The organism is Hymenobacter saemangeumensis (assembly GCF_039541835.1).
GTDB lineage: Bacteria > Bacteroidota > Bacteroidia > Cytophagales > Hymenobacteraceae > Hymenobacter > Hymenobacter saemangeumensis.
The window spans coordinates 481,963-496,963 of record NZ_BAABGZ010000013.1 but is presented as its reverse complement, the minus strand read 5'-3'; the positions used below and the strand labels follow the sequence as shown (position 1 = coordinate 496,963).

At 61.9% G+C, this 15,001-nt stretch carries 11 protein-coding genes; 4 read left to right on the top strand and 7 right to left on the bottom strand.

The features are described from left to right. Positions 1–192 precede the first annotated feature (192 nt). The gene (locus ABD919_RS06345; RefSeq protein WP_345235200.1) at positions 193–1,062 is read left to right on the top strand and encodes a carboxypeptidase-like regulatory domain-containing protein; all 870 of its coding nucleotides are present in this window, start codon (positions 193–195) and stop codon (positions 1,060–1,062) included. A 515-nt stretch (positions 1,063–1,577) separates the two neighbouring features. Here the strand turns inward: ABD919_RS06345 and ABD919_RS06340 are convergent. Beyond that, positions 1,578–2,939 carry an alpha/beta hydrolase family protein gene (locus ABD919_RS06340; RefSeq protein ID WP_345234848.1) on the bottom strand — a complete coding sequence of 454 codons (1,362 nt, stop codon included), beginning with the start codon at positions 2,937–2,939 and terminating at the stop codon, positions 1,578–1,580. 225 nt (positions 2,940–3,164) lie between these two features. Then, entirely contained in the window at positions 3,165–5,786 is a 2,622-nt protein-coding gene (locus ABD919_RS06335) for a bifunctional UDP-N-acetylmuramoyl-tripeptide:D-alanyl-D-alanine ligase/alanine racemase (protein ID WP_345234846.1), read from the bottom strand. Between the two features lie 70 nt (positions 5,787–5,856). Here ABD919_RS06335 and ABD919_RS06330 point away from each other — a divergent pair, with 70 nt between their 5' ends. Beyond that, complete coding sequence (locus tag ABD919_RS06330) at positions 5,857–7,290, top strand: amidohydrolase family protein (RefSeq protein ID WP_345234844.1); 1,434 nt, start codon at positions 5,857–5,859, stop codon at positions 7,288–7,290. Positions 7,291–7,385: 95 nt separating this feature from the next. Here ABD919_RS06330 and ABD919_RS06325 read toward each other — a convergent pair whose 3' ends face one another. From ABD919_RS06325 to ABD919_RS06305, 5 genes are all read right to left on the bottom strand, one after another. Then, entirely contained in the window at positions 7,386–7,925 is a 540-nt protein-coding gene (locus tag ABD919_RS06325; protein WP_345234843.1) for a Riean_0653 family protein, read from the bottom strand. 14 nt (positions 7,926–7,939) lie between these two features. Continuing rightward, positions 7,940–8,476, bottom strand: coding sequence for a Riean_0653 family protein (locus ABD919_RS06320; RefSeq protein ID WP_345234841.1), 537 nt, complete (start codon positions 8,474–8,476; stop codon positions 7,940–7,942). A gap of 14 nt (positions 8,477–8,490) precedes the next feature. Continuing rightward, positions 8,491–9,024, bottom strand: a complete 534-nt coding sequence (locus ABD919_RS06315; protein ID WP_345234839.1) for a Riean_0653 family protein — start codon at positions 9,022–9,024, stop codon at positions 8,491–8,493. Positions 9,025–9,038: 14 nt separating this feature from the next. Then, positions 9,039–9,575, bottom strand: coding sequence for a Riean_0653 family protein (locus ABD919_RS06310; protein WP_345234837.1), 537 nt, complete (start codon positions 9,573–9,575; stop codon positions 9,039–9,041). A gap of 491 nt (positions 9,576–10,066) precedes the next feature. Further along, on the bottom strand, positions 10,067–10,543 hold the full coding sequence (locus ABD919_RS06305; protein WP_345234835.1) for a hypothetical protein: 477 nt from the start codon (positions 10,541–10,543) through the stop codon (positions 10,067–10,069). Positions 10,544–11,187: 644 nt separating this feature from the next. Between ABD919_RS06305 and ABD919_RS06300 the strand changes: the two genes are divergently transcribed. Continuing rightward, on the top strand, positions 11,188–13,728 hold the full coding sequence (locus ABD919_RS06300; RefSeq protein WP_345234833.1) for a YfhO family protein: 2,541 nt from the start codon (positions 11,188–11,190) through the stop codon (positions 13,726–13,728). A 214-nt stretch (positions 13,729–13,942) separates the two neighbouring features. Next, on the top strand, positions 13,943–14,908 hold the full coding sequence (locus ABD919_RS06295) for a 1-aminocyclopropane-1-carboxylate deaminase/D-cysteine desulfhydrase (protein WP_345234831.1): 966 nt from the start codon (positions 13,943–13,945) through the stop codon (positions 14,906–14,908). Positions 14,909–15,001: the final 93 nt, after the last annotated feature.

Here is a 15,001-nt window from a genome sequence, read left to right as displayed (position 1 = left end):
GCAGGCAGGTCCTATTATTTAAGCATAACGTTCAAATTCTTCTAATTTGGCAGTTATTTGCATTCGTTAGATTACTTCGTGCCTTTGAGAAGTTTAAATGGCGAAAGAGTGGTCTAAAATTTGTAAATTTGCCAGTCTTCAATCAATTATCTTATGACGGCGATGATTAAACGCATACCTTTTCTCGCTTTGATGGTATTTCTGCTGCTGCCGGCTTTGAGCTGGGCACAGGAAAACCGCATTACGGGCCGTGTGGTTGATGCCAAGACCAAAGACCCGATTCCCTTTGCCTCCATCGGGCTGCGCGAAGAAGGCACCGGGGCTCTCACCAACGAATACGGCTACTTTCAGCTGGCCGGCCTGGAGAAAACCAACACCGACTCCCTGATTGTTATGACGCTGGGCTACGAGCGCGCCGGCATCATCATCAAGCGGGGGGCTACCGAAGACCTTATCATCGAGCTGAAAAAGCGAGAAATTAAACTGGAAGGCATCACTATAACCGGCGGCAAGGTGAAAAACCTGGGCCTGGGCGCCAAGTCCAACAACCCCGGCGAAGGCATGATTCAGGGCCTGCCCGGCAGCCAGTACGCCTTCTTCATCAAAAACGAGAAGCAGCGCAAGCTGGGCAACGTGCGGACGGTGTCGTTCTACATCGGCGAGAACGGCTTCCCCCGCGAGCCTTTCCGCGTGCGCCTCTACAAGGCCGACGGCAACTATAACTCGCCCAACACCGACCTGCTCACCGAAAACGTGGTAGTGTCGGCGTCGCGTGGCGGCGAGTGGTACACCATCGACCTGACTTCGTACAACATTCCTGCCCCTGAAGAGGGCTTTTTCGTGGCCATGGAGTGGATTGTGGGCGGCGACAAGTTCTACAGCACCAACTTCATGGACAACTACACGCCCTACGGCCAGATTATGCGTCCCACCTTCGAGTTCAAGGAAAGCCGCACCTGGAGCTATACCATCGGCAAGGGCTGGAACCTGCTCACCCTGGCCAACGGCAACGGGCAGCGCTACAACGCCATGATTAAGGCCGAGGTAGACATGATTAAGTAAATCACTGATTAGCGCTGATTTTATTGATTGCGCTGATTCTCCCTTTATTGAAAAGCCCTGCCTTCCGGCAGGGCTTTTTTTGTAGTGCGGTGGTCCTTTCTGCGCCGAAAGACTTCCGGCGCTTCACCACTTGTTCTCTGCCCGGGAATGGCTTGGCGCTTGCTCCTGCTTTTTTGCTCAAGTGGCAGGCTTCAACTTTTGCTGGGTGCGTACTTAAAGCAAGGACCAACAGAGAGCAGCGAGGCTTGTAACCAGCAGGCTGTTGGTGCGCATAACAGCTGTAGTACTACGGCCCGCACTACAGCTGCTACCGGGCGCCTGGCAGTAGCTGTAGTGCGGGCCGTGGCGCTGCCGGTGCTGGCTCAAAGCCTGGGGAGCGCGGAATGGAATTCCGCGTTACAGCACGACAAGGCGAGCACAGCAAAAAGCCCCACCGAAATTTCGGTGGGGCTTTTGCAATCAATGGGACAGAGCAGGAATCAGCGCAATCAAAAGAATCAGCGCTAATCAGCGATTTATTTTTTGGTCTGGCTCACAATCCATTCACGGATGGCTTCCTGGGCAGCGGGCGAGAAGTTGGGGTGGGGCTGCCCGTTCAGGATGGGCCACTGCCCGGGCTCGGGCTGGAACAGGTGGTTGACGCCGGGCAGCTTCTTTATGGTAACGTTCTTATTCAGCTTCAGCCCCCGGGACAGGGCGTCGAGGTTAGGGTCGGCAGCCACGGACAGGTCGGCGGTGCCGTTGAGCAGCAGCACGGGGCACTTCACGGCGGTCAGCTTTTCCACGGGGTTGAAGGCCAGGAAATAGCGGTACCGGGCCGAGGTCATTTCTGCCGCGCTGGTTTGGGCGGCGGCGTTGTCCATGGTGGCGTTGTTTTGCTTCAGCATGTTAGCCACAATGGCCTGGGCCTGGGCATTATCGGGCGTCTGGCGAATAATCTCGAACATGGCCAGCTGGCGCTTGGTGGCGGCCTCCACCTGGGCAGCTGCCGTGCCTACGGCCCGCAGGGCGGTAGCCTGCTGCTGCACGGCCAGGTCGCGGCCCGTCAGGCCATAGGCGGCCAGCGTTACCACGAAGGCGGGCGGCAGGGGCTGGGTGGCGGCCAGCAGGGCCACGTTGCCGCCTTCCCCGTGCCCAATCAGTCCCAGTTGGGAAAGGTTAATCTCGGGGCGGGTGCGCAGGAAGTTCAGGCCGGCCTGGGCGTCGGTGACCAGGTCGGCGGTGGTGGCGCTGGCATAGTTGCCCTCGGACTTGCCCACGCCGCGGTCGTCGAAGCGCAGCACAGCAATGCCCCGGCGGGTGAGGTAGTCGGCCAGCAGGCCCATGGGACCGAAGTCGCCCACGGTGCCGTCACGGTCCTGGGGGCCGGCATCGGAGACGAGGACCACGGCCGGAAATGGGCCCGGGCCGGCCGGAATGGTAAGCTGCCCGGCCAGGCGCAGGCTGGCCGGCAGGTTGCTGAAGTTGACATCTTCCTCGCGGTAGGGCGGCGTGAGGCGCACGTTTTTCGCCGTGGGCGCGGGCAGGGCCGTGAACGACAGCGTGAGGGGCACTTTGTAGCCCGGCTGCTGCCAGATGCCATTCATCTGCTTGCCATCGGCGGCGATGGTGCCTGAGAAGCGGCTGTTGGCTTCGGCGGCCGTAAGTACCACGGTGTCGCCCTTGGTTTCCACTTTCACGGCCATGCGGCTCACTTTCTGCATCGGCACGTCGAGGGTGGAAAAATATTCATTGTTGGCCAGCTTCACGAAGCGGAAGATGACTTCGAGCTGGCCGCCGGGTACTTTCAGGGGGCCTTTCCACAAGCCATCCAGAGCCGGGGGGGCTGCCGCTGCCGGCTGGGCCTTGGCATTACCTATATTAATGAGGCTCAGCATGGCTATCAGCAGTAAAAAGCCGTTTGCAGAACGAGATAGGCGGGGTGTAGGGAGTGTCATACGTCGGATAAAACGCCACAAATTAAGGCTGTGGCCAGCCCGGGCTACGCCGTGTAACCTGTAAAGTAGCAAAATAAATACCTTGCCAACATTGTCGGACTTGCACAAAAAAAAGAAACCGGGCTTTAAAAGGCTGTTTACCGTCATTTTTTATAGCGCTTGAGCTTACTCCGTTACAAATACGCGCTTCACCCGCTCGCTCACGTTGGTAAGCAGCTCATAGGCAATGGTGCCGATGCGGGCAGCGAGGTCAGGCAAGCCCAGGCCGGGACCAAACACCAGGGCCAGGTCGCCGGCCCGGGCCTGGGGGATGTCGGTTACGTCGACCATGCACATGTCCATGCACACGGAGCCCACCAGCGGCGCGGGCTGCCCGTGAATCAGCACCGTGCCCACGCCATTGCCGAAGCGGCGGTCGTAGCCGTCGGCATAGCCAATGGCCAGGGTGGCAATGCGGCGCTCGTGGGCGGTGCCGCTGCCGCGCCGGCCATAGCCGACGGTCTGCCCCTTGGGCAGCACTTTAATCTGGGAGATGGTGGTGCGCAGGCTGCTTACCGGGCGCAGGGCATCCTGGTCGGTGCCGCCGGCATCCACGCCGTAGAGGCCGATGCCCAGGCGCACCATGTCGAGCTGCGCGTCGGGAAAGCGCAGGATGCCGGCCGAGTTGAGGGCGTGCTTGAGGACGGGGTGGCCAATGGCCTCTTCCAGCACGGCGGCCATGCGGCGGAAGGCCGCCAGCTGCTCGCGGGTGAAGTTGTCGTGGCGGGCTTCGTCGGAAGCCGCCAGGTGCGTCATGAGGCTGGCCACGGGCAGGCGGGCGCGGTGCTCACGCAGCAGAGCGGCCAGCTCGGGCACGTCGCTTTCCTCAAAGCCCAGGCGGCGCATGCCGGTGTCGAGCTTGAGGTGAATGCTAGGTGATGAGGTTAGAGGGTGATGAGGTGAAGAGGCGCCAGGGTGATGCCCCTGCTGGTGGGCAGGCTGCATGGCGGCGCTGGCGCGCAGGTATTCGCGGAGCATGTCGAAGGAGTAGATTTCGGGCTCCAGGCGGTAGCGGCGCAGGGTGTCGAAGGAGTCGGGCGCCGGGTTCATCACCATGATGGGCAGGCTGATGCCGTGCTCGCGCAGGGCCACGCCTTCGTCGGCATAGGCCACGGCCAGGTAGTCGGCCCGCTGAAACTGCAGCAGGCTGGCCACTTCGTAGGAGCCGCTGCCGTAGGCAAAGGCCTTCACCATCACCATGAGGCGGGTGCCGGGCTGCAGGCGCTGCCGGTAGTGCTGCAGGTTGTGGCTGAGGGCGTCGAGGTTTACTTCCAGCACGGTGCCGTGCTGCTGGGCCTGCAGGGCCGCCACAATGCGCTCAAAGCCAAAGCGGCGGGCGCCTTTCACCAGAATGGTTTCCTGGGCGAAGGCGGCCGGGTCGAGGGTGGCGAGGAAGGCTTCGGTACTGGGGTAGAATTCAATGAGCAATGAATAATGAGCAATGAGCAATTTCCTGGCGGGCCTGGTGGCTTCTTGTTCTTCAACCACCGTCCATTGCTCATTGCTCATTGCTAACTGCTCATTGATGTCCGGCCCAATGGCTACCAGCCGGCTTACCCCGTGCGTGGCCAGCAGCCCGGCTACGCGGGCGTAGAGCTCGGGGGCGGGCAGGCCCGACTCGAGCACGTCGCTGAGGATGACGGTGCGGCGGCCGGGGCGCGACTGCCGGCGCAGCGATTCCAGGGCCAAGCCCAGGCCGGCCAGGTCGTTGTTGTAGGTGTCGTCGAGCAGGTAGCTGCCGTGGCGGCCCTGCTTCATTTCCAGGCGCATGGCCACCGGGTGCAGGCGGCTGAGGCGGCGCTGGATTTCGGCGGCTTCCACGCCGCGCTGCAGCAGCACGGCCAGGCAGTGCAGCAGGTTTTCGCGGGTGGGCGCGTCGGGCAGCACCGCGCTGAAGGTGTGGCTGTGGTCGCCGTATTGGGCTTCGATGGTGGCCGGTGCGTTGGCATCCGCCTCATGCAGCACAAACTGCACGGCGGCGCCAGGCGCCCCCTGGCTGGTCCAGCCGAAGCCGGGCAGGCCCAGGGCCGCCACGGCCTCGCGCACGGCGGGCTGGTCGTGGCAGTAGAACAGCCGCTCCAGGCCCGGTCCCTGGAACAGGCGCAGCTTTTCATGCAGCTTCTCGTCGCGGGAAGCGAAGCCGGCGTCGTGGGCCGAGCCGAGGTTGGTAAACAGGCCCTGGGTGGGCTGAATCACCTGGGCCAGGCGCGGCATCTCCCCTACTTCAGAGATGCCGGCCTCGAAAATACCCAGGGTATGGTGGCTGGGGTTGAGCTCCCACACGCTCAGGGGCACGCCCACCTGGGAGTTGTAGGAGCGCGGCGAGCGGCAGATGTCCTCGTCGGGGCTGAGCAGCTGGGCCAGCCACTCCTTTACAATGGTTTTGGCGTTGGAGCCGGTGATGGCCAGCACGGGGCCACTGAAGCGGCGGCGCTGGGCGGCGGCCAGGCCCTGCAGGGCGGCCAGCGGACTGGCTACCTCCATTATGCCGGCTTCGGGGTAGGCCGAGAGGCCGCCGGGAAGGTCGGCGTTTTCTTCTACTACAAACAGGCGCACGCCCTGGGCGTAGAGCTCGGGCAGGTAGCGGTGGCCGTCGTGGCTGGGGCCGCGCAGGGCAAAAAACAGGGCGCCGGCGGGCTGGCCCACCCGGCGGCTGTCGAGCAGGAGGTGGCGCACCTCGGCGGCGTGGGCCGGGGCCTGCAGCAGGCGGCCGGCCAGCAGGGCGGGCAGGGAGTGAAAGGCGAACATGGGCAACACAAAAGTAGCCCACCCGGTTTGTGGTTACCTTAGGGCCTGATTTCGGGCCCTGGCCTTCTACATGCGCATCCCTACCCTCCTGCTTGCCCTGACTTTGCTACTGGCCGGCTGCACCCGCAAGCCGACCCAGATTAGCTTGTCGGATGTGGTCATCAACCACGTGAACGTGGTGGACGTGGAGACGGGTGAAGTACGACCCAACCAGGCCGTTATCATCTCCAAAGGGCAGATTCTGCGGGTAGAGAACTCGGGCAAGGACAGCTTTGCCGCCAAGAAGTACATCGACGGCACCGGGCAGTACCTCATGCCGGGGCTGTGGGACATGCACGTGCATTTCCGGGGCGGCGACACGCTGGCCCAGGCCAACGAGAACCTGCTGCCCCTGTACCTGGCTTATGGCGTGACCACCGTGCGCGACGCCGGCGGCGACCTCACGCCCCACATCCTGCGCTGGCGGCAGCAGCTCGACGCCGGCACGCTGGTAGGCCCGCGCATCTTCACCTCCGGCCCCAAGATTGACGGGCCGGGCGCCTACTGGCCGGGCTCGCTGGAAGTGGAAACGCCCGCCCAAATCCGCCGGGCCCTGGACTCGCTGCAGCGCCTGCCGGCAGACTACGTGAAGCTCTACGACAGCAAGATTTCCGGCGAGGCATTTCTCACCACCCTGCGCCAGGCCCAGAAGCGGGGCCTGAAAACCACCGGCCACATGCCCGTATCGGTGAAGCTGGCCGAGGCTGCCGCGGCCGGCCTCGACGCCACCGAGCACCTGTACTACGTGTACAAAGCCTGCTCCGGCAAGGAAGACAGTCTCACGGCCCTGGTGCGGGCCAGCCAGGGCAGCGCCCAGCCTTTGGGCTTGTTCGACGTGCTGCCCGCCGTGGAGGCCACCTACAGCCCGGCCGCGGCCCAGCGCATTGCCAAACTGCTGGCGCGGCGACGCACGGCCGTGGTGCCCACGCTTTATATCGGCACGGTGCTGGCCGAGCTGGCCACGGCCGACCACCGCCGCGACTCCCTGCTGGCCTTTATCAGCCCGAAAATTGAAGCCACCTATGCGCGGCGCCTGGCCAGCGCCCGGCGCAAGTCGGCGGAGGCCACGGCTTTCAGCCAGCGGCTGGAAAGCCGGTTCCGGGACCTGGTGCCGCAGCTGCAGGCGGCGGGCGTTACCATTCTGGCTGGGTCCGACAGCGGGCCGTTCAACTCCTATGTGTACCCTGGGGCTTCGCTGCAGCAGGAGGTGCTGCTGCTGGCGCAGGCTGGCCTCACGCCCGCCCAGGCCCTGCGGGCGGCCACCATCAACGGCGCCCGGTTTATGGGGGCCGCGGGCCGCAGCGGCAGCATCGCCGCCGGCAAAGACGCCGACCTGCTGCTGCTCAGCGCCAACCCCCTGGCCGACATTAACAACATCAAAAAGATTGAGGCCGTGGTGTCGCGCGGCCGGGTGTATAACCGCCGGGATTTAAGGGAGCTGGTGGAAACGGTGCGGAATAAGTAGTAAAAAAGTAGCCTGCCGACAGTAAGTGTCAGCAGGCTAGCAGGCCAGGCACAGGGAAAGATGTTTCATGCGTGTGAAAGAGAAAGAGTAAAAGGTTAGAGTTTGCGGTCAAAGCGGCCGTCGGTGACGCGGATGGAATCGCAGCCGGGCTTGTAGAGCGTGAAGGAGAACGTGCCGGAGACGATGCCCGCCTGTAGGTCGAGCCTGGTGATGTTCAACTGGCCCCGCCGGTAGGTTGTGGTTCTATCGTCGTTACTCCAATAGCATCTGGTGCGCTGATTTTCAAATGATGCCTGGGTACGCTGGGAGTCAATAAAATTGAATAGGCCGGGCCCTGTTAGTTGATTAGCGAAGAGTATCATGTATTCATAGTCATTAGCGCCGGTTCCCGTATATCGGTAAGCGCGGACATCTAATACCCCCCCTCCTGCTGGAGCTGTGTCATATGCAACACTGTAATTTGAGAACCCATTATTGCCTTTGGGCGTCCAGGGCTGGCCGTTGACAAGGCAGCCGAAGGTGTTGGCCCCGGTCTGCGTGGCCGGCGGCAGCCGGTCGACCGGGTCAGGGTCGTCTTTGCCACAGGCGCTGAACAGCGCGGCAGCGGCGGTGAGAAAAAGTAGCAGCTTGTTCATAGCAGGCAAAGGAGTTAGAGCTTGCGGTCAAAGCGGCCATCGGTGACGCGGATGGAGTCACAGCCGGGTTTGTAGAGCGTGAAGGAGAATGTGCCGGAGACGATGCCCGCTTGTAAGTCCAGGCGGGTGATGGTGAGCTGGCCCCGCCGGTAGGTTGTAGTGCTGTCTCGACTGCGCCAATCACAATTGGTTCTTTGGTCTGCAAACCCAGCAATTGCTGTTTGAGTATTCAAAAAAGAATAGGTTCCGGGACCGTTCATCTGCTTAGTCCATAAGGACAAGAATTGTAAATCATTTGTACCTGAGCCATAGATGCGATAAGTAGCAATTTCCAACAAACCTCCATCGGGAAACACGTCATAGGAGACGGTATAATTGGGGTAGCTGATATTTCCTCTAGGCCCCCAAGGTTTTCCGTTGACAAGACAGCCGAAGGTGTTGGCCCCGGTCTGCGTGGCGGGTGGTAGCTGGTCGACCGGGTCAGGGTCGTCTTTGCCACAGGCGCTGAACAGCGCGGCAGCGGCGGTGAGAAAAAGTAGCAGCTTGTTCATAGCAGGCAAAGGAGTTAGAGCTTGCGGTCAAAGCGGCCATCGGTGACGCGGATGGAGTCACAGCCGGGTTTGTAGAGCGTGAAGGAGAATGTGCCGGAGACGATACCTGCTTGCAGGTCAAGCCGGGTGATGGTGAACTGGCCCCTACAGAAAGTACCAGCATCGATTGAATGAGCTTCACAGCCATTCATCCTATCAACTACACTTGCTCCGTGCCTTCCACGAGGCAGGATTTTGCAAACTCCGGTATGCCTCAAGCTGTCTGAGTAGATTCCTACTATTTGGTAATCATTGGTGCCCTTCCCAACGTAGCGATAAGCGCCGACATTTAATGTTCCATAACGGTAGGCTGGGTCGTAAGACACTGTGTAGTTTGATGTCCCGTTATTGCCTTTGGGCGTCCAAGGCTGTCCATTGACAAGGCAGCCAAAGGTGTTGGCCCCGGTCTGCGTGGCCGGCGGCAGCTGGTCAACCGGGTCAGGGTCATCTTTGCCACAGGCGCTGAACAGCGCGGCAGCGGCGGTGAGAAAAAGTAGCAGCTTGTTCATAGCAGGCAAAGGAGTTAGAGCTTGCGGTCAAAGCGGCCCTCGGTGACGCGGATGGAATCGCAGCCGGGCTTGTACATCGTAAAGGCGAAAGTTCCAGACACAACTCCAGCTTGGAGGTCGAGGCGTGTAATAGTGAGTTGCCCCCGTCGGTAGGTTGTGGTGCTATCTCGACTGCGCCAAACACAATTCCTTCTTTGCTCATTAAAGCGAGCTATCGAATTTTGTGTGTTTTGAAATGAGCGAGTGCCGATGCCATGCAATTCCTTAGTCCATAGTGAAAGACTTTGGAAATCATCGGGGCCTGTGCCATAAATGCGATAGGCGACGATTTCTAGCAACCCTCCATCAGGGAAAATATCATAGGACACCGTGTAATTCGATGTACCATTATTGCCTCTAGGCGTCCAGGGCTGGCCGTTGACAAGACAGCCGAAGGTGTTGGCCCCCGTCTGCGTGGCCGGCGGCAGCTGGTCGACCGGGTCAGGGTCCTCTTTGCCACAGGCGCTGAGCAACACGACGGAAAGGGCGAGGCAGTAGTAAGCGTGTTTCATCGTTGGCCCTGCGGTTGTAAAGGCGGGGTGCGACAAACATCCGGGTATCGCCTGCCCCTGGCAAGCGCATAGATGCCGATAGAGGACATTTACCAGGACCTGGTGCTGTGGCCATAGGCCCCTGTATATGCCTTCGGGCGGCTATTTCTGCCTTTTGAAGTGTTCGGAAAAGGACTTTTCAGCTTCCGCTTGGGCAGGGGGCTGCCAGGCCAGCGGCGGATGTTGCATGGCAAGGGGCCGGCATCTGCTTGCTGGCCTGCTATTCCCTGGCCACTGTGGTTCCAGACCGCTCCCTGGTGGTTCGACACCACTCCGTAGTGGTTCTAGGCCACTCGCTAGTGGTGGTATACCACTCTGCAGTGGTTGCCTGCTACTCGCAAGTGGTTCCGCAGCACTCCATAGTGGCTCCCGACCACCCGCGAGTGGTTCCCGACCACTCGCTAGTGGTGCGCAACCACTACGGCGCGGTTGCGCACCACTACGGGCTGGGGCTAGCTGGCCGGGGAGGGGGCTTTGGCGGCTTTGCGGTAGCCGTAGCGCTTGCGCATCTGCTGGCGGGCGGCCTGAATGGCTTCGGTTTCGCCGTTGTCCTTGCGCATGTCTTCGTAGAGGTCGTCGGCCGTCACCATGATGTCGGCCCCTACTACCCGGAAGGTATCTTCCAGCTTCTGGCTGAGGGGGGCCAGCCTGGCGCGCACGCGGCGCAGCTGGGCGTGCAGGTCCAAGTCTTTCTCGAACTCGGCCAGGTCGAAGGAGCGGCGGGTGAAGGCAGTGCTGGCGCGCACGGCATCGAGGCCGGCCTGGGCGTAGGGAATGCCGTCGAAGCCCAGGTGGCGCAGGCCGCGGCTTTCTTCGGGGCTGAGAGTGAGCAGGAAGGGCAGCTGGCCCTCGATGGTGTCGAGGGCTTCGAGGATTTTGTCGACGGCGGTGTTGGGCAGCGCGGCCGAGATGCGGTTACCTTTCTTCATAGGTAGGGGTAAAAATGAGTTGATGCCCCCGGTGCAGGCCGACCATCGGCGCTGTCGGGTAGCGCCGCAAAAGTGCCGGGGGCCCGCCCCGGGAAAAAAGGAAAAAAGGCGCGTGAATGTGACATCAGCCCACGGCAAAACCCACCCGTAATTGTCCAACACTTCTGGATAATACCCTATTCATTTAGGCGAATTAACCGGCCAACCTGCAGCAACTCCCCGTTAGGGCGCTGCCAGCCCTGTTTTGGCCTCCGCCGAGCTTGCGCAGCAAGGCGCGAATTTGTGATAGTGAGCCGTAGCATGGCCCGGCACGTGGTAGAGACGCCATCCTTGGCGTTTCCCGTCAGAACGATGCTGTTGTTCTATCGGCGCGGTCCCGGAGACGCGAGGGGTCGCGTCTCTACATCGTCCGGGTAAAGCAAAACACTTCGTCAGGAGTATCATTCTTTGGAAGGGCTAATGGTATCACGAATCGCAGTGGTGAAAGGCCGCCTGGAGCAATCCTTCAGAAACCGTGTGATGTAGTGGTACCACGAACCCCTTCGGGGAATTCGTGGCACCACGGCTGGCAGGGGGCTGAAGTAGGGTTCCCGGCCCTGCCGTACCTTCGGGGCACCTTATTGTCTCTTCTAGAATTGCCCCGAATGGCTGCTGTTGCTTCTGCTTCTTCTGTTTCGCCCGCGCCGCTGTGGCAGCGGGCCGTGCCGCACGTGCTGGCCGTGCTGTTTTTCGTGCTGCTGGCCTGCGTGTACTTCTCCCCCATCGTGTTCGACGGCAAGACCCTGGCCCAGCACGACATCACCCAGTTTCAGGGTGGGGCCCACGAGGCCCAGGAGTACGCTAAGGCCACCGGCCAGGAGGCGCTGTGGACCAACTCCATGTTCTCGGGCATGCCCACTTACCTGATTAGCCTGCACTTCCCCGGCGACTGGTCGGTGTACCTGCAAAAGGCCATGACCCTGGGCCTGCCCGCCGTGGTAGCCAACCTGTTTCTGGCCTTGCTCTGCGGCTACATCCTGCTGGTGGCGCTGGGCCTGCGGCCACTGGTGGCGGTGGCCGGTGCCATTGCCCTGGGCTTTTCGAGCTACAACCTGGCCATTCTGGCCGCGGGCCACAACACCAAGAGCCTGGCCATTGCCTACGCCCCGCTGGTGCTGGGCGGCCTGCTGGTAACCTACCGGCGCGACAAGTGGCTGGGTGCGGCCCTGTTTACCGTGGGCCTGGCCCTGAACGTGCGCGCCAACCACCTGCAGATAACCTACTACCTGCTGCTGCTGGTGGCCATCTTCGGCATCATCGAGCTGGTGGGCGCTGCCAAAGCCGGCCGCCTGCCGGAGTTTGCCAAGCGCACGGCCCTGCTGGCATTGGGTGCGGTGCTGGCCGTGGGCGTGAGCTTCGGCCGCCTCTACACCACCTACGAGTACACCAAGCACAGCATCCGCGGCGGACAGGAGCTGAAAACGGCCGCCGCCGGCCAGGCCGGCGCCAAGCCCGAGGAAGGCACGGGCGTCGACCGCGACTACGCTTTCCAGTACAGTTACGGGGTGGGCGAAACCATTACCCTGCTGCTGCCCAACTTCTACGGCGGGGCCAGCTCCATGCCCCTGGGCACTGACTCCAACCTGGCCCAGGCCGGCCTGCCAACCGAGTACCTGAGCGCCATGCCCACCTACTGGGGGCAGCAGAGCTACACGGCCGGGCCGGTGTACATGGGCGCCATCGTGTGCTTCCTGTTTGTGCTGGGCCTGTTTGTGGTGGAGAAGCGCACCCGCTACTGGCTGCTGGCTGGCACCATCCTGAGCATCCTGCTAGCCTGGGGCAAGAACTTCGAGACCTTCAACTACCTGGTGTTCGACCTGGTGCCGGGCTATAACAAGTTCCGCGCCGTGAGCATGGCCCTGGTAATTGCCCAGCTGGCCATGCCCATTCTGGGGGCGCTGGCCTTGAGCCGCGTATTTGGGGTGGGAATTAAAAATGAAAAATTAAAAATTAAAAATGGTGTCGTTCAACCGGAGCAACCGGCACCCGACAACCAATTTTTAATTTTTAATTCTGAATTTTTAATTAAAAAAGTACTCTACGCCGGCGCCATCACGGCCGGGCTGTGTCTGCTGGCCTGGCTGGCCAGCTTCAGCCTGGACTTTGCCGCGCCCATTGACGGGGAGCTGCAGAAGCAGGGCTTCACGCCCCAGCTGCTGGGTGCCCTGCGCGCCGACCGCGCCGACCTGCTGCGCAACGACGTGTGGCGCAGCCTGCTCTTCATCGGCGCGGCCCTGGGCGTGCTCTACTTCTACCTCAAGGGCAAGCTGCAGCTGCTGCCCGCCGCCGCTATTATGGTGGTGCTGATGCTGGTGGATTTGTGGGGCGTGGACAAGCGCTACCTCAGCGAGAAGAACTTCCAGCGCGAAACCATTGCCGCCACCTTCCAGCCCTCGCCCGCCGACCAGATGATTCTGCAGGACAAGGACCTGAGCTACCGGGTGCTCAACATTCAGAACCCCTTCAACGAAGCCCAGACCTCCTATTTCCACAAGAGCATCGGCGGCTACCACGGGGCCAAGCTGCGCCGCTACCAGGACTTGATTGAGCGCCAGATTTCCACCAACAACGCCCAGGTGCTGAACATGCTCAACATGCGCTACCTCATCACCGGCGACCAGAAGCAGCCCGTGCAGCGCAACCCCGAAGCTCTGGGCAATGCCTGGTTTGTGAGCGAGGTGAAAACCGTGAACAGCCCCGACGCCGAGATGGCCGCTCTCGACAAGCTGACGCCCGCCATCACGGCCGTGGTGGATAACCAGAAGTTCCCCGGTGTGAAGGAGGCTACGTACGACCCGCAGGGCAACACCATCGCCCTCACCGACTATAGCCCCAACGCCCTGAAGTACCGCTACAACGCCGCCCGCGACGGCTTTGTGGTGTTCTCCGAAATTTTCTACGCCGACGGCTGGAACGCCTTTATCGACGGCAAGCCCGTGCCCCACGTGCGCGCCAACTACGTGCTGCGCGCCATCCCCGTACCGGCCGGCGCCCACAGCATCGAGTTCCGCTTCGAGCCCAAGTCCTACGCCATCGGCAACAGCGTGTCGCTGGCCTCCAGCATCGCCCTGCTGCTGGTGATGGGCGGCGCCATTTTCTATGCGCTGCGGCGGAAGGGGGATGAGCGGACGCTGGTGGCGGCATAGCCGAGTTCCGCGTAACCCCACCCCCGGCCCCTCCCCAAAAGGGAGGGGAGCCGGTTCCTGTTATGTTTCATTGACCCGTTTAAAGTGAAGAGTCGAAATGCAATACGCCTTTTAACTCTTCACTTTTAACTTTTAACTGCTCCTCAACCCTCAGGCTCCCCTCCCCTGGTGGGGAGGGGCCGGGGGTGGGGTTACGCGGCGCCAGAATTTACCTATGTCCCCCTACCTCCAGGAGTTAGCCGAGCCCGCTGCCCAGACCCAAGGCGTGCGCCTGCTGCTCTGGCGCGACGACCTGGCCCACCCCGAGCTGCCCGGCAACAAGGCCCGCAAGCTGAAGTATAACCTGGCCGCCGCCCGCGAGCAGGGGCACACCACCTTGCTCACCTTCGGCGGAGCCTACTCCAACCACATTGCCGCCGTGGCCACTGCCGGCCGCCTGTACGGCCTGCGCAGTATAGGCCTGATTCGCGGGGATGAAACGCGGCCCCTCAACCCCACCCTGGCGCAGGCCCAGGCCGACGGCATGGCCCTGCACTACCTGGACCGCAGCAGCTACCGCCGGCGCCAGGAGCCCGCTTTTCTACAGGAGGTAATGGCCCGCTTCGGCCCCGCCTACCTGCTGCCCGAGGGCGGCACCAACGCCCTGGCCCTGCCCGGCTGCGCTGAGCTGGTGGCGGAAATCCGCGAGCAGGTGGCATTTGATGCGCTGGCTGTGGCCGTGGGCACCGGCGGCACCCTGGCCGGCCTGCTCACCGGCCTGCGCAAGCCAGAGCAGGCCCTGGGCATTGCGGCCCTTAAGGACGGCGGCTTCCTGCGAGCCGAAGTAGACGCCCTTACCCAGCAGGCTTGTGGGCAAACCTTCACCAACTACAGCCTGCAGACAGATTATCACCTCGGCGGCTACGCCAGCTATTCGGCAGATTTGCTGGCCTTTATCGAGCAGTTTCGGCAGCGGCACAGCATTTTGCTCGACCCGATTTATACCGGCAAGCTGCTGTACGGCGTGCTCGATTTGATTAGGAAAGAGCACTTCGCCCGGGGCAGCACCGTGGTGGCCATCCACACCGGCGGGCTGCAGGCCTGGGCTGGCTGGAACGCCCGTTTTGCCGCCAGAGAGCAGGAAACCAGAACGAAACTCCCCTCCTCAGACGAGGAGGGGACGTCAAGCCGCCAGGCTTGACTGGGGTGGTTGACGTCGTCTGAACGAAAACAGAACGAAACCCGAACAAAGCCCAAGAATAGTTCTGGCACAAGCCGTTCTACCGGCGCGGAC

Bases quoted from the DNA above. Each gene is read 5' to 3' on its own strand.
- ABD919_RS06345 (WP_345235200.1), top strand. From the start codon at position 193: ATGGTATTTCTGCTGCTGCCGGCTTTGAGCTGGGCACAGGAAAACCGC.
- ABD919_RS06340 (WP_345234848.1), bottom strand. From the start codon at position 2,939: ATGCTGAGCCTCATTAATATAGGTAATGCCAAGGCCCAGCCGGCAGCG.
- ABD919_RS06335 (WP_345234846.1), bottom strand. From the start codon at position 5,786: ATGTTCGCCTTTCACTCCCTGCCCGCCCTGCTGGCCGGCCGCCTGCTG.
- ABD919_RS06330 (WP_345234844.1), top strand. From the start codon at position 5,857: ATGCGCATCCCTACCCTCCTGCTTGCCCTGACTTTGCTACTGGCCGGC.
- ABD919_RS06325 (WP_345234843.1), bottom strand. From the start codon at position 7,925: ATGAACAAGCTGCTACTTTTTCTCACCGCCGCTGCCGCGCTGTTCAGC.
- ABD919_RS06320 (WP_345234841.1), bottom strand. From the start codon at position 8,476: ATGAACAAGCTGCTACTTTTTCTCACCGCCGCTGCCGCGCTGTTCAGC.
- ABD919_RS06315 (WP_345234839.1), bottom strand. From the start codon at position 9,024: ATGAACAAGCTGCTACTTTTTCTCACCGCCGCTGCCGCGCTGTTCAGC.
- ABD919_RS06310 (WP_345234837.1), bottom strand. From the start codon at position 9,575: ATGAAACACGCTTACTACTGCCTCGCCCTTTCCGTCGTGTTGCTCAGC.
- ABD919_RS06305 (WP_345234835.1), bottom strand. From the start codon at position 10,543: ATGAAGAAAGGTAACCGCATCTCGGCCGCGCTGCCCAACACCGCCGTC.
- ABD919_RS06300 (WP_345234833.1), top strand. From the start codon at position 11,188: ATGGCTGCTGTTGCTTCTGCTTCTTCTGTTTCGCCCGCGCCGCTGTGG.
- ABD919_RS06295 (WP_345234831.1), top strand. From the start codon at position 13,943: ATGTCCCCCTACCTCCAGGAGTTAGCCGAGCCCGCTGCCCAGACCCAA.